Origin of the sequence: Rhodoferax sp., from assembly GCF_028714215.1 — a bacterium.
In the GTDB taxonomy this organism is placed as follows: Bacteria; Pseudomonadota; Gammaproteobacteria; order Burkholderiales; family Burkholderiaceae_C; genus Rhodoferax.
Genome location: NZ_JAQTMS010000008.1, coordinates 62460 through 75704, shown reverse-complemented (window position 1 = coordinate 75704; position 13245 = coordinate 62460). Strand labels below are relative to the sequence as shown.

Annotated in this window: 10 protein-coding genes; 2 read left to right on the top strand and 8 right to left on the bottom strand. The window is 65.3% G+C overall.

Annotated features, from left to right (window positions below; translation table 11 throughout):
- Positions 1-8: 8 nt before the first annotated feature.
- The 4 genes from PHS32_RS05765 to kaiC all read right to left on the bottom strand — a co-directional run bounded on the left by PHS32_RS05765 (position 9) and on the right by kaiC (position 5326).
- Positions 9-863 carry a substrate-binding domain-containing protein gene (locus tag PHS32_RS05765; RefSeq protein ID WP_301077933.1) on the bottom strand — a complete coding sequence of 285 codons (855 nt, stop codon included), beginning with the start codon at positions 861-863 and terminating at the stop codon, positions 9-11.
- Positions 864-942: 79 nt separating this feature from the next.
- Entirely contained in the window at positions 943-3360 is a 2418-nt protein-coding gene (locus PHS32_RS05760; RefSeq protein WP_301077931.1) for an EAL domain-containing protein, read from the bottom strand.
- Positions 3357-3545, bottom strand: a complete 189-nt coding sequence (locus tag PHS32_RS05755; RefSeq protein WP_301077930.1) for a circadian clock KaiB family protein — start codon at positions 3543-3545, stop codon at positions 3357-3359. The genes PHS32_RS05760 and PHS32_RS05755 overlap by 4 nt, the downstream gene beginning before the upstream one ends.
- Before the next feature lie 47 nt (positions 3546-3592).
- Positions 3593-5326 (bottom strand): circadian clock protein KaiC, encoded by a 1734-nt coding sequence (gene kaiC / locus PHS32_RS05750; protein WP_301077929.1) that lies wholly within the window; start codon positions 5324-5326, stop codon positions 3593-3595.
- Between the two features lie 131 nt (positions 5327-5457).
- On the opposite strand from kaiC, the gene PHS32_RS05745 reads away from it, so the two are divergent.
- Both PHS32_RS05745 and PHS32_RS05740 read left to right on the top strand, forming a co-directional pair.
- Entirely contained in the window at positions 5458-7794 is a 2337-nt protein-coding gene (locus tag PHS32_RS05745; protein ID WP_301077928.1) for a TonB-dependent receptor, read from the top strand.
- Between the two features lie 45 nt (positions 7795-7839).
- Complete coding sequence (locus PHS32_RS05740) at positions 7840-9426, top strand: lyase family protein (protein WP_301077927.1); 1587 nt, start codon at positions 7840-7842, stop codon at positions 9424-9426.
- 17 nt (positions 9427-9443) lie between these two features.
- On the opposite strand, the gene PHS32_RS05735 is transcribed toward PHS32_RS05740, so the two are convergent.
- The 4 genes from PHS32_RS05735 to PHS32_RS05720 all read right to left on the bottom strand — a co-directional run bounded on the left by PHS32_RS05735 (position 9444) and on the right by PHS32_RS05720 (position 13094).
- Positions 9444-10370, bottom strand: a complete 927-nt coding sequence (locus PHS32_RS05735; RefSeq protein WP_301077925.1) for a DUF808 domain-containing protein — start codon at positions 10368-10370, stop codon at positions 9444-9446.
- 73 nt (positions 10371-10443) lie between these two features.
- Positions 10444-10893 carry a CHRD domain-containing protein gene (locus tag PHS32_RS05730; protein WP_301077924.1) on the bottom strand — a complete coding sequence of 150 codons (450 nt, stop codon included), beginning with the start codon at positions 10891-10893 and terminating at the stop codon, positions 10444-10446.
- Positions 10894-10992: 99 nt separating this feature from the next.
- A complete protein-coding gene (locus PHS32_RS05725) occupies positions 10993-11409 on the bottom strand; it encodes a hypothetical protein (protein ID WP_301077923.1) in 417 nt (138 codons plus the stop codon).
- Between the two features lie 17 nt (positions 11410-11426).
- Positions 11427-13094, bottom strand: a complete 1668-nt coding sequence (locus PHS32_RS05720; RefSeq protein ID WP_301077921.1) for a DUF5666 domain-containing protein — start codon at positions 13092-13094, stop codon at positions 11427-11429.
- Positions 13095-13245: the final 151 nt, after the last annotated feature.

Here is a 13245-nt window from a genome sequence, read left to right as displayed (position 1 = left end):
CGAATCAACTACTCCCGCAGTGCCAGATTGCCGGCCCGGGCCAGAACCGCCTGGCCCGCCGGCGAACGTACGAAGGCGGCAAAGTCCCTTGCCAGCGCAGAGGGCTTGGCAGCGCTGACCAGGTGCAGCGTCTTGTAATAAGGATAGCGTCCGGCCGCCAACGACTCTAGCGTGGGCACAACCCCGTCCAGGGACAGCGCTTTGAGAGCCCGATGTTCGGTCAGGATTTGACTCAGCGTGGCCGTTCCCAGCGAACCCGGGAGCTGCTCCAGCGCATCGGCATTGTCCTGGTCGGTATCGGCCATCCTGAGACCCGGTCGCGCCAGCGCCAGGCTGACCGCGCGGCTCATCTCGGCCGAGAAAGCGCGCAACAACTGGCTATCGATATCGGCGTCAGGGCGCACCACCAGGCGTATCGGACTGCCGTCGGGCCACTGGCTGACTTTGCCGGAATAGATTTGCACCAGCTGGCTCAGACTCAGGCCGGCACTTTTGTTCCGGGCTCCGGTGACGAGCATGAACGGCGTTCGGGCATAGGCCCAGGCCGAGACGCCTTGGCGCTGCTCATCCGGCGTAAGGGGCCGGGCGCTGATGCCGAGGTCGATGGCTCCGGCCAACACTGCCTTGATGGCGCCGGTGCTGCCCAGACTGGGCGTGACAATCAGCTGCGCATCGGGGCGGGATTTATTGAATTCCTGCGCCAGCAACTTCATGGCACCCAGACCGGTGCCGGTACCGCCAATCTTGATGGCATCGGCCTGCACCGCCAGCGTCGTCATCAGCAGGATGGCGCCGCTGCCGGCAAGACAAACCGCGCGCCGCAGTTTGAGAAAACAAGGCGCCAAGCGCAGGGCTGGACTCATGGGATGAACATCTTTTGAATACAGAGGCATGGCACCCATCCACTTGACCCATGGCTGGCCACCATCAGCATCTAGCGCATTATCGGTCACCCGGCCGCGGGCCTGCCAGATATTTGGCCTCGAAGGTCGCACCGGGGACCGCTTGGCTGAATAAAAAGCCCTGCATTTCGTCGCAGTCGAGCACGCGCAGCAGGCGCGCCTGCTCCTCGGTTTCGACGCCCTCCGCCACCACCTTGAGTTTGAGCGCGTGCGCCAGGTTGATGATGGTGGCGACCAGCGCCAGCCCCTGCGACGCGAGCGTCATCTGGAGCACGAACGAGCGGTCAATCTTGAGCCGGTCGACCGGAAATTTGGCAAGGTAGCTGAGCGAGGAAAAACCGGTGCCGAAATCATCGATGGCGATGCTCACGCCCATGGCGCGGATCGCCTGCAAGCTGGCGATTCCGTGCTCCACATTCTCCATCAGCAGGCTCTCGGTGATCTCCAGTTCCAGCCCAGCCGCAGTCTGCGGGTCAATACCGATGGCCTGCCTGACCTCGGCCACGAAGGCGCGGTTGCGCAGTTGCAGCGACGACACGTTGACCGCGATGCGCACGGCGCTCAGACCGGCGGCGCGCCAGCGCTGGTAGTCTTTGACGGCTTGCCGCAGCGCCCAGCGTCCGACGTCATGGATCAGTCCGGTTTCTTCCAGAATCGGAATGAAATGCCCGGGTAATACCAGGCCGGTGCGTGGATTGTTCCAGCGGATCAGCGCCTCGGCGCTGGTCACCTGGCCGCTCGCCAGGTTCACCTTGGGTTGGTAGTAGAGTTCGAATTCACCCAGTTCCAGGGCCTGACGCAGCTGGTTTTCCAGAGTCAGCTTGCCAGCCACCGCCGCGCTCATCCGCTGCGTGTAAAACAGGTAGCGCTCGCCGCTGGCCTTGGCTGATTTGAGCGCCGCCTCGGCATGCTCGTACAAGGTGTCGGCGTCGGCACCGTCATCCGGGAATAGCGCCACGCCTACCTTGGCCGCGATCCGGAACACCGCGTCATTCAGGCGGAACGGATGGCTCTGAACCGCGGCAATCCATTTCTCCAAAAGCTGCGGCAAATTACCTCCGACCCTGACCGCCGGCATGACCACGGCAAAATGGTCCGCCCCAACGCGCGCCAACAGGTTGGCGTCCCCCGCCACGTTGCGCGTCAGCCACTGCGCCACCTGCCGCAAGAGCTCGTCGCCGGCGGACCGTCCCAGGCTGTCGTTGATGTTCTTGAAGCGCTCCAGATCGATCAGGAACAAGCCCAGCTGGGGCCTACCATTGACCGCACTGCGCAGATACAGCGCCACGCGCTCCAGAAACAGGGTGCGGTTGGCAAGCCCGGTGAGCACATCGTAGTAGGCCAGGTAATTGAGCCGCTCCTGCTTGTCGATATGATCGATCGCGAAGGCGACATCGCCCGCCAGTTCGGTCAATAGCGTCAACTCTTCTGCACGGAAGAATCCGATCTCGCTGGTGTATAGCACCAGCACGCCGACGGCCTTGTCCGCCACCAGCAGTGGCAAGAAAACCATGGACCGGATTGCGTTGCGGACGTGCTGCGCGCGCAGCATGACCCTGGCGTCGTGCTGCAAGTCGTTGGACACCGTGGGCTTTTTTTCCCTCAGTGCCTGTCCGGACAGACTGTCGCCCGACAGCCAGTCTTCGGTCCTTGAATAGTGTTGCCTGAGGGCGCTCAGCACCGCCTCATCGACGCCGACCGAAGCGACCGGGACCATCGTCTTTCCGCTCTGATCGATGATGCCCATCCAGGCCATGCGAAAGCCCCCTGCCTCGACCGCGATGCGGCAGGCCTCCTTGAACAAGGTGTCACGGTCATGTACCCGCACGATCAGCGTATTGATGCCGCTGAGCATGGCATAGACCCGGTTCAGGTAGATGACCCCGGCTTGCGCCTGGTGGCGTTCGGTGATGTCGAGGTGCATCACGACGGCGCCATGCGGCGAGTCGCCGGCCAGCGGGGTCGCCAGCAGCAGGAACCAACGCTGGGACGAGGACGAATGACACGGGTATTCGAGGGAAAAGCTATCGCTGGCGCCAGCCAACACCGCGCGAATGCCGGCGCCCACCTGCTGTGCCTGCGCCGCCTCGGCGCCCTGGGCGTTGTCGCAGATCGCGAGGTAGTTGAGGCCGACGCCATAGTCCGGTCCCTGCAGTGCGTTGGCGCTGGCAAAGTTGCGCCACGCCTGGTTCACCGAAACAATGCTCCCTTGGGCATCGAGCAAAGCGATGGACGCCGGCAGTGCGTTGAGAATGGCGGCCTGTTTGGCCGCCTCGTTGTGCCGCATGTGATCCTGGGCGCGACGCAACAGCATCGTGCGCCCGCGCCGGTCGGTCACCGTATCGACCTCGCCGGCGGTCAGTTGCTCCAGTGATTGATCGGTGTCGTGCAGGGTCTGGATGAGCCCGGTGATTTCCCTGGTCTCATGCACCGCGGCGACCGGTTGCGGCAGCTTCATGGAAGCACCGCTTCCAGCCCCAAGGCCTGCAACACGGTCTGCGTCTGACTCAGTGTGCCGACGATGGCTCGCTGCGGCAGCGGTGCCAGCTTGATCAGCGTCGGCGTCATGAAGACGGCGTCGGCCAAGGCCCGCTGGGGCTGCCGGAACACATCCACCACTTCGATTTCGTAGCGACCGGCCAAGTGCGTCCGGCACAGTGCGTTCAGGTTGCTACGCGCCTGCGCCGAGTTCAGCGCGCCGGCTTGGCCGCATCGGCGCCGCGCAACTGTTCCATCCGGGTCAGGCCGCGCGACAGTTCCCCCTTGCGGCTCTCGGTGCTGCGGACCAACAACTCTTTCTCGACCTGTTTCGCCAACAACTCGGTTTGCAGCGATTTGACCCGCACCTCCAGCTCGGCCTCCTCGGCATCCAGCCTGACGCGCTTGAGCCTGCCGGCGACTTCGTTGACCTCGGTCGCAACCCGGTCGGCGCGTTCTTTTTCCCAGCGCAGCGCACCCATCAACACCTCACCCCCGGCGGTGTAGGTATCGGCCAGCGTCACCCCGGTGGTGCTCAGGATCAGTTCGCGCACCTGGTTTGAATGCGCCGTGCCGCGGGACTTGATGATGGACAGGCCGCGGTTGCGCTCGCCGGCCTGCAACAAGTAATTGAGGTGAATCCAGGTGTCGGCGATCTTCGATATCTGGAGCGAGGAACTGCCTTCCGACTGGCTCGACATTTCGTCGAGCAGGCTGGTACACAGCAGGGTGGTGCCGTCGGCCTTGGCCCAGTCGATCAGGCGCTCCGCCACGCTGCGCGCGGTCAAGGCATTGCCCGGCTTGGACCAGGTGGACACCGGATCGATCACCAGGCAACGGGCGCCTTGCTCCCGTGCCAGGGTCTTGATAGCGACCAGAAAGCTCTCGGCACTGCCGCTGATGGCGCGTGCCGAGATGATGCGCAGGCAGCCGTTTTTGACATAACGGTCAAGACGCACTCCGACCGAGGCCAGGTTACGGATCAACTCGCTGCCGGTCGAATCAAAACTGACGAACAGGGTGCGCTCGCCGCGCTGGCAGGCGGCCTGCGCGAAAGCGCCGCTCAAGCTGGTCTTGGCGGTGCCGGAGAAGCCGGTGATCAGCACGCTGGCACCGCGGTAATAACCACCGCCCAGCATGGTATCGAGCCGCTCCACGCCGCTGGAAATGCGCTCGTTGCTGACCTTGCTGTCCAGTGCCCGGCCCGGCGCGCGCGCGGCAGCGACCTCGAAGCCGTTTTTGCCAATCACGAACGGCGATTCATCCTCGTCGAAGCTGGAGCCGCGGTACTTCTGCACGCGCAGATTGCGTTGCGACACACCCAGCACCACGCCGTGGCTGAGCAGCACGGTGCAATCGACCATGAACTGCATGAAACCGAAGGGCTGCGGACTGATGGCGACGGCCTCTTCCGGGCCCGCTTTCAAGGTGATCAGGCCGGTCAGTTCGCGCGCCAGCAACCACTCATGCAGGCGGTAGACTTCGCGCCTTTTCGCCAGCGCGTCGGGCAGCAACGCCAAGGCGACATCCAGGGCGTCGAAGACGATGCGCCGCGCCCCCATTTTTCGGGCTTGGCTGGCCAGCACCGCCAACATGCCGCCAAGATCGAAATCGCCCGACCGAACCAGATCGGGCGGCGGCTGGGCGTCCATGAAGAACAGCTTTTTGGGTCCCAACTCGGTCAACTGCCAGTCGAAACTTGCAGCGTTGGCCAGGATGCGCTGGGCGCTCTCCTCAAAAGCGACCAGAATACCCGGCTCCTTGCAATGGTGCGCGCCATGCACCAGGAATTGCAGTGCCAGCACGGTCTTGCCGGAGCCCGATCCACCCACCAGCAGCGTGCTGCGGCCACGCGGCAAGCCACCGCCCGTGATGGCATCGAAACCGGTGATGCCGGTAGGCGCTTTGGCGGGCACTTTGACGAGCGCGGGTTGGACCGATTTCATCTTGTTCCTTGTACGGAGCACGGTCAATTGAGCGACCGGAAATGGAAATATCCGCTGATTGACTGTGGCGGTCTGTACGCCAAGGCACATAAGTTACCGTGGCTTTACACAGGCCTCGGATAATCGCCCGCATGTTTGCCAAAACCTACCTCGTCGGCCCTCCATCCGGGCTGCTAAAGGGCCTGTTGCTAGGTCTGTCGGTAGTGGCAGCTGTGCCCTGTGTGCAGGCCCAGACCGAGCCGCGGGAAGCGGCCAAGGCAGTCGACGACACAGCGCCCGCCGCGGCGCCGGACGGCGGGCCCAAGGCGGGCCCGCAGACCCGAGCGGCGCCACGCCGCAGCGCTGGCGAATTGCAGCGCGTAACCGTTACCGGCACGGCGCTCGACGAGACCCAGAGCCGGCGCCAGGCCACCGCCAGCAAGATCATCGTCGGGCGTGACGACATCGAGCGCTTTGGCGACAGCACCCTGGGCGAACTGCTCAAACGCCTGCCGGGCGTCACCATGCCGGGGCGCCCGGGGCGCGGCGGCGCACCGCGCATGCGCGGCCTGGGCGGCGGCTACACCCAGATCCTGATTGACGGCGAACCGGCGCCGCGCGGTTTCTCGCTGGACGAGCTCTCGCCGGAACAAATCGAGCGCATCGAAATCCTGCGCGCGCCGACCGCCGAAACCGGTGCCCGCGCCATTGCCGGCACCATCAACATCATCACCCGGGGCGGCTACAGCAAAAAGCTCAACGACCTTCGGGTCGGCGTCGGCCTGGAGAACGGCAACCGGCAACCGGGCTTGTCCTGGACGCGCAACGATGCGGTGGGCGCCTGGATCTACAACTTCTCGCTGTCGGCCCAGCACAGCGAGCGCAAGAACGATTACAGCAGCCATAACCTGACCGAAAACCTGGTCAGCGGCGAGCTGATTGACCAGACCGAGCGCACCCAGTCCATGGGCCAGCGCGACGGCATGCAGGCCAACGCCCGGCTGCAATGGCGCGGCGACAACGGTGACACCCTGGTACTGACGCCCATGTTGCTGCACTCGCAGGGCAGCAGCAGCAGTAGCAGCAGCCTGCAGCAAACGGGCGGCGTGGCGCCCTATGACGGCACGACCGGCTCCGGCGCCAGCCAGTTCAGCAGCCGGCGCCTGGGCCTCCAGTGGACGCACCGGCTGGAAGACGGCGGCAACTGGCTGCTGCGCGCCAACCTGGGCCAGAGCGATTGGGACAACACTTCCACGCGGCAGAACTTCGGCTCCGGTCCCTCGGTCGGCCGCTTCGACAATCAGTCGGACCAGCACGACCTGTCTTTCAGCGCCAGCGCCAAGCTGACCACCACCCTGGCCAACGATCACAGCCTGGTCGGCGGCGCCGAGTTGCAGAACAACCGGCGCCGCGAGACCGCCAGCACCTTGCTCGATGGCGAGTCGCCGCTGACCGAGTTCGATGGCAATCTGACGGCCGCCAGCCTGCGCGCCGCGCTCTATGCGCAGGACGAATGGTCGATCACGCCGCAGTTCGCGGCCCATGCGGGCCTGCGCTGGGAAGGCATCAGCACTCAGGGCACGCCGACGGCCGGGACGCCCGACATCAGCAACCGCAGCAGCGTCTGGACGCCGCTGCTGCATGCGGTGTGGAAGTTCGATCCCGAGGGCCGGGACCAGATTCGGGCCAGCCTGACGCGCAGCTACCGCTCGCCCAATTTGCAGGACCTGATTGCCCGGCCCAGCATCAACCCCATGTTCCCCGGCCGTGGCGCAAACGACGAGATCCATCCCGATCGGGCCGGCAATCCGGCCCTCAAGCCGGAGCTGGCCAGCGGCCTGGACCTGGCCATCGAGCGCTATCTGCCCGGCAGCGGCATGCTCAGCGCCAATCTGTTCTACCGCCACATCAACAACCTGATGCGCAGTCAGACCACACTGGAGACGGTCTCCTGGGCCGACCAGCCACGCTGGGTGGCGCGGCTGCAGAATATCGGCGACGCCATCACCCAGGGGCTGGAGCTGGAGGCCAAGTTCCGCGCCAGCGAGCTGTGGCCCAACGCGCCAAGGGTCGACGTGCGGGCCAATGCCAGCCTGTTCGCATCGCGCGTGCAAGGCGTGCCGGCGCCCGACAACCGGCTCTCACAGCAACCCGACGGCACCCTCAACCTGGGCGCCGACTACCGCTTGCGCGAACTGCCACTGACGTTTGGCGGCAACCTCAACTGGACCCCCGGCTACAGTACCCGCCTGAGCGACGACCAACGCATCGTCCAGGGCGCCAAGCTGGTGCTCGACGCCTTTGTCTTGTGGACCCTCAGCACCAGCAGCCAACTGCGCGTCACGCTGGGCAACCTGGCGGCGCGCGACTACGTGACGACCAACACGCTGGAATCGAGCAACGCTGCCGGCCAGGCCTTGCGCGAGACCGGCAGCACCAGTTCGCCATCCTGGCCCAGCCTGCAGGTGCGGCTGGAACTCAAGCTGTAGCAAGCGCCGGGCCGTTGTTTACAAACCTCGCAAGGAGTCGGTGACATGAAAGCGATTGACCTGAAACTGACGGCGCTGCTGGCGCTGACGCTGGCCCCGCTGTGCGCCGCGGTAGCCGACATCCGCGATACGGCCTGCCGAACCACCGCCCAATGCGAGGCCGAGGCCAACCGCCTGCGCGGCAGCGTCAGCAAGGACGCCACCAGCGCCCGGGCCAAAGCGCAGGATCAGTTTTACTGGCTGGGCCGCATCAACATGGCCTCCACCGTCATGCTGCTGGAAGAAGGCATCATTCCCGCGCGGCTGGCCCGGCCGATTGCCGAAGGGGTCATTTATTCGATCCGGCAGGCCGATCAGCCGGGTGGCAAACGGCCCAGGGACGTGCTGCAAATCGAGAAAATAATCTCCGAAAAAGCCGGCCCCGAAGCGACCCTGATCCACTCCGGCCGCAGCCGCCAGGACATGCTGGCGACCTACCGGGTAGCGCAGTTGCGCACCGCCGTGCTGGACACGGCCGAGGCGTTGCTGCAAGCGCGGCTGGCGCTGCTCGATCTTGCGAGCCACAACGTGGACACTTACGTGCCGGCCTACACCAACGGCGTGCAAGCGCAGCCGGTCAGCTACGCGCACTACCTGCTGGCTTTTGCCGATTCGTTTGCCCGCGACAGCCAGCGCATCCGGGAACTTTATGCACGCCTGAACCTGAGCCCCATGGGGACCGCCGTGCTGGCCAATTCCAGTTGGCCGCTGAACCGCAACCGGCTCGCGGAGTTGCTGGGTTTTGACGGCCTGGTGCTGAACTCCTACGACGCGGGCCAGGTGATCTCCTACGACGTGCCGATCGAGGCCGCCAACATCGTCGGCTCGGTGGCGCTGCGGATCGGCGCCATGATGCAGGACCTGCACACCCAGTACCACCAGAGCCGGCCCTGGATTCTGCTCGACACCAGCCAGACCTACACCAGCAGCGCCATGCCGCAAAAGCAGAATCCGGGTCTCATCATGGGCGCCCGGACCAAGGCCTCGGATGTGGTGGCGCTGGCCCAGTGGGCTACCCTGCACGCCCACAATGTGACGCCGGGCATGACCGACTACAAGGAAGAAGTGCCCCGCACCTATCTGTCGGCGGTGGAAATGCTGAACCAGTTCGTCGCTGTGCTCAAGGCGCTGAAGGTGGACCCCCAGCGCTCATTGGAGGAACTCAACGGCGACTGGACCACCTCCATGGAGCTGGCCGAAACGCTGCAGCGCCTGCACCAGGTGCCGTTCCGCATAGGCCATCACTTTGCCAGTCTGGTGGTCACCGATGCCCGCAAGAATAACCTGAGCCCCAGCCAGTTCCCCTATGCCAGGGCGGTCGAACTGTACGCCCAGGCAATCCGACAGGACGGCTTGACGGACAGCCGCTTGCCCCTGAGCGAGCCGGTGTTCCGGGCCACGCTAGCGCCCGACGACATGGTGCGCAGCCGGGTCGGTATCGGCGGCCCGCAACCGGCCGAGGTCAAACGCATGCTGGCCCTGGCAGGTGAATCGCTGGCGCGTGACCAGACCTGGCTGGCCCAGCGCAACGCCGGGTTGATAGCGGCCGAGGCCAAACTCAACAGCGCCTTCTTCAAGTACCTGGAACCCTGATCGGGTGAACGGCAGGCCTAAGGAAAATACTGCCGCAGCCGTTTCATCAAAGTCACACCCACCAGCACCAGCGCGCCCGCCAGAATGCCGGCAGCGGCGTCCAGCGCCAGCACCATCAAGGGTTGCAGTGCCACAGCCAAGCCCGCGCTCAACGGTTGGATCAGGCTGCGCGCCACCGGAATGCCGTGCAGCAAGATGCCGCCCCCGACCAGAAACATGGCCGCCGTTCCGGCCACCGACAAGCCTTTCATCAGATAAGGCGCGGACCGGAGAATGGCCCGCCCGATGCCGCGCAGAAGACGCTCCGCCAGACCGTCACCAGGCTGTTGGCTGAGATAGAGTCCGGCGTCGTCCAGCTTGACGATGCAAGCCACCAGGCCGTATACGCCGGCCGTCATCAGCGCGGCAATGCCGGCCAGCACGGCCACTTGCGTGGCAAACGAACTGGCTTGCACGGTGCCCAGCGTGAGGACGATGATCTCGGCCGACAAAATGAAATCGGTGCGCACCGCGCCCTTGATTTTTTCCTGCTCCAGCGCCGCCAGGTCGATGCTGGGGTCGGCCAGCGCCTGCACCAGTTGCGCGTGGTGCAGCGCGTCCTCGGCCTGGCTGGTGAAAAACTTGTGCGCCAGTTTTTCGAATCCCTCGAAGCACAGAAAAGCACCGCCCAGCATCAATAACGGCATCACCGCCCAGGGGATCAAGGCGCTGATGAGCAGGGCGGCCGGCACCAGAATGGCCTTGTTGAGAAACGAGCCTTTGCAGACGGCCCAGACCACCGGCAGTTCACGGTCTGCCTTGACACCGGCCACCTGCTGCGCGTTGAGGGCCAGATCGTCGCCCAGCACGCCCACGGTTTTCTTCGCTGCGAGCTGGGTCAACAGCGCCACATCGTCCAGGACGCTGGCAATATCGTCAATCAGGGCAAGCAGGCTACTGGCCATCGGTGAGCGCTTTCAGAGAATCGGGGCAAGGCGTGAGCGCCCATTGTCGCCCCGATCAGCGCATGTCAAGTTCTTACTGCCGCAAAATCATCTGCCCTCGAATCTCGCCGCCGGGATGGGCCGCAGTGTGAATGCTGACGTACCATTTTCCGGCCATCAGGTCGGCCGCCTGCGCCGGGGTCAAGGTGGCCTGGCCCTCCAGGGGGCTACGGACCGGGCCCTTGAAGGCCAGGATGCTGTTGGCATTGGCCCCAATGCCGGCCGGGCCTCGAAAATCGCCGGCCGTGGCCGGCCCGCCGAGGCCCTTGAAGGACAACTTCCAGCGCAACAGCAAGGTGTCCTTATTCAGCACGGCGGCCAGATAGCCGGTCGCCGGTGTGGCCACCGGCGGCACCTGGTTCAAGCCCGTCAGTTGGGTACTGAAGGCCTCCAGCGGCGCATCCGGTTGCAGCACGCTGCAAGCCGCCAGGGCACCGACAAGGGCGCTGGCGACGACTGCGCGCAAGACACGATAACAAGGCATCCGCATGACCTCACTGTGGTTTCGAAGAAGGAAAATTCCGGCCCGAGTGTAGGAGCCAATAGGCCCGGCGCGGGCCAGCTTCTCCCAACTGCCTGTCTCTCAATCAACGGCGCCCCGGTTTCTGGCGCGCTGCAGCAGCACGCTTACCAGCAACACGGCAGCGGCCGAGCTGGTCATCATGGGCGAGGCCAGCAGTAGCTGGGCCAGGCCGTCCAGCGATTCGACGCTGACTTGCTGGACCCGCTCAACCAGGGCGACGACATGACTGGCCCGCACGTGCTGCGCGTCTTCGAAGCGAACCCGCAGATCCGGCCAGCCGCCGCGAAACCTGATTTTCGCGAAGATGCCATCGGCGATCACCACCAGCGCCAGCACGCCCAAGGGCCGCAGCAGATGCTCCAGCAGGCGGCTGCGCTCGGCTGGGGGTGCCGTCTCATAGACTTCAGCCACCAGTTGCGCCAGCGCCGTCTCGGACGCCGGCGCAGTGGGCGGCAGCGGCATTTCATGGACCTTCATGTGAACCCCTGCCGCGCTCAGAAGCGGTCATGATCGCGCCGCGTTGGCACGCCAAAATCAAGCACCAGGTTGCTCCGGCTGGCCGCTGCCGCAACGCTCAGCTGGCCAGCGGCAAAAGTCCCCAGTGCCAGCACTTCATCGCCCGCCGCGACGCTTTGCATGGCATTGCCGCGGGGCCGGAAAATGGCCACCGGATCGGCGCTGACGGCAATGCCATGGATCGAAAACGTGCTGGCGCTGCCGGTGGCGGCACTGTTGACCGGGGCCGGTGTCGCATCGACCACGCCGGCGACGCCGGTCAGGCTGGAAGCCGGCACGATGGTGACCGACAGCGCGCTCAGCTTGCCGCTGGCGTCGGACTGCGCGCGCACCATCAGGTGCTGCGATGGGCTGGCCGCCAGATAGGTCTGGAAGGTGCTGATGTTGAACGGGTTGCTGGCCGGATCACGGTGGTCCCAGTCCCGCGTCGAGCGATCCGCCAGCCGGGTCTGCGCCGTCACGGCAACCGGCTGGCCCAGCAGCGTCAGCAGGTAGCTGTTGGCGCTGGCTCCGGCCGCCACGGCGCTGGCATCGCCCTCCAGGCCGACGCTGGCGCTGGCCGCCGCATGCAGCAGCGTCACGCTGCTGGCAGTGACCGACTGGCCGCCACTGGCCAGCGTGCCGACGACGCGCACGATGTCACCCACGGCCGGCAGGCTGCTGCCGGCCGGCAGGGCAGAGGCGTCGATCTTCATGCCCCGCACGACGAACGCCGCGGGCGCAGTGCTGACACTGGCGACACTGCCTTCGACTTCAACCGTCGCGCCGACTGCGTCAACGGCCAGTTTGGATCCCTTGCGCGCCTTCTCGGCCATGAACGTCGTGGCCGGCAGGCTGGGCGCCAGCGCGGCCATGACGGCCACCACTTGCCCGCTGCTGAAGGCACTGGAACAGTCGCTGGCAACGCCGGCCACGCGGCACACCGCGTTCGACAGATTGACACTCAAGCCCCCGATGGTGAGGGCGGAGCTGGCGGTCGCCGTGACCACGCCTTCGGCCTTGAAATTGACATCCGACGCGCCGCTGGCCGGTGCGTCGGCCAGCGCGACCAGGGTGGCGACGATGTTGGCTGTGCCGGGCGTGGTGCCGAACAGGTAGCCATGCACCGTGACGTAACTGCCGGCCACGGCGCTGACACCGGCGCCGCTGGTGGCCAGCAGTCCGGACTGGCCGGTGACGGCGCTGCACGGATTGAGGGTGGCGGCAACACAGGCACGGTGATCGCTGAAATTGGTGGCGGACGTGAGCTGTACCCGTTGGCCCATCACGGTCAGGGTGCCAGCCGCGCTGTCCGAGCTATCGACGTAACCCCGCGCCAGCGGGTGCACATGCAATTCGCTGGCCTCGGGGTGGCTGGTGGAGCTGGCCATGGCGGGCTTGACATCCACCACCATGCCGACTTCAAGCCCGACGGTCGAGCTCACTGCATTGCCGCTGTCGTCGTCCATGACTCTGGCGTTGACGGTGGAGAACTCATGGCCATTGACGAACACGCTGCCAAAGGCGGTGATCACGCCGGAAGAGGTGGCGCCGGGATTGGCACCGGACGGGGTGGCGTCGACAGCGACGGAAGAACCGCCGCCGCAGCCGGCCAGCGCCAGCAGCAGACTCGCGGAAACGGCCCAAACAAGATGGTGGTATTTCATTTCGTTCCTCAGGTTGGTTGACGTCTTGAGGCGCGATTCTGAGGGGTAAATGTAAAACCTTTGTGCCAAATATGTAAGCACCGGTTGCGCCGGAAACCGGCCCCGCGGCAGTGTGTACGATAGCGCCAAACCCGCCACCCCTGGACCACGC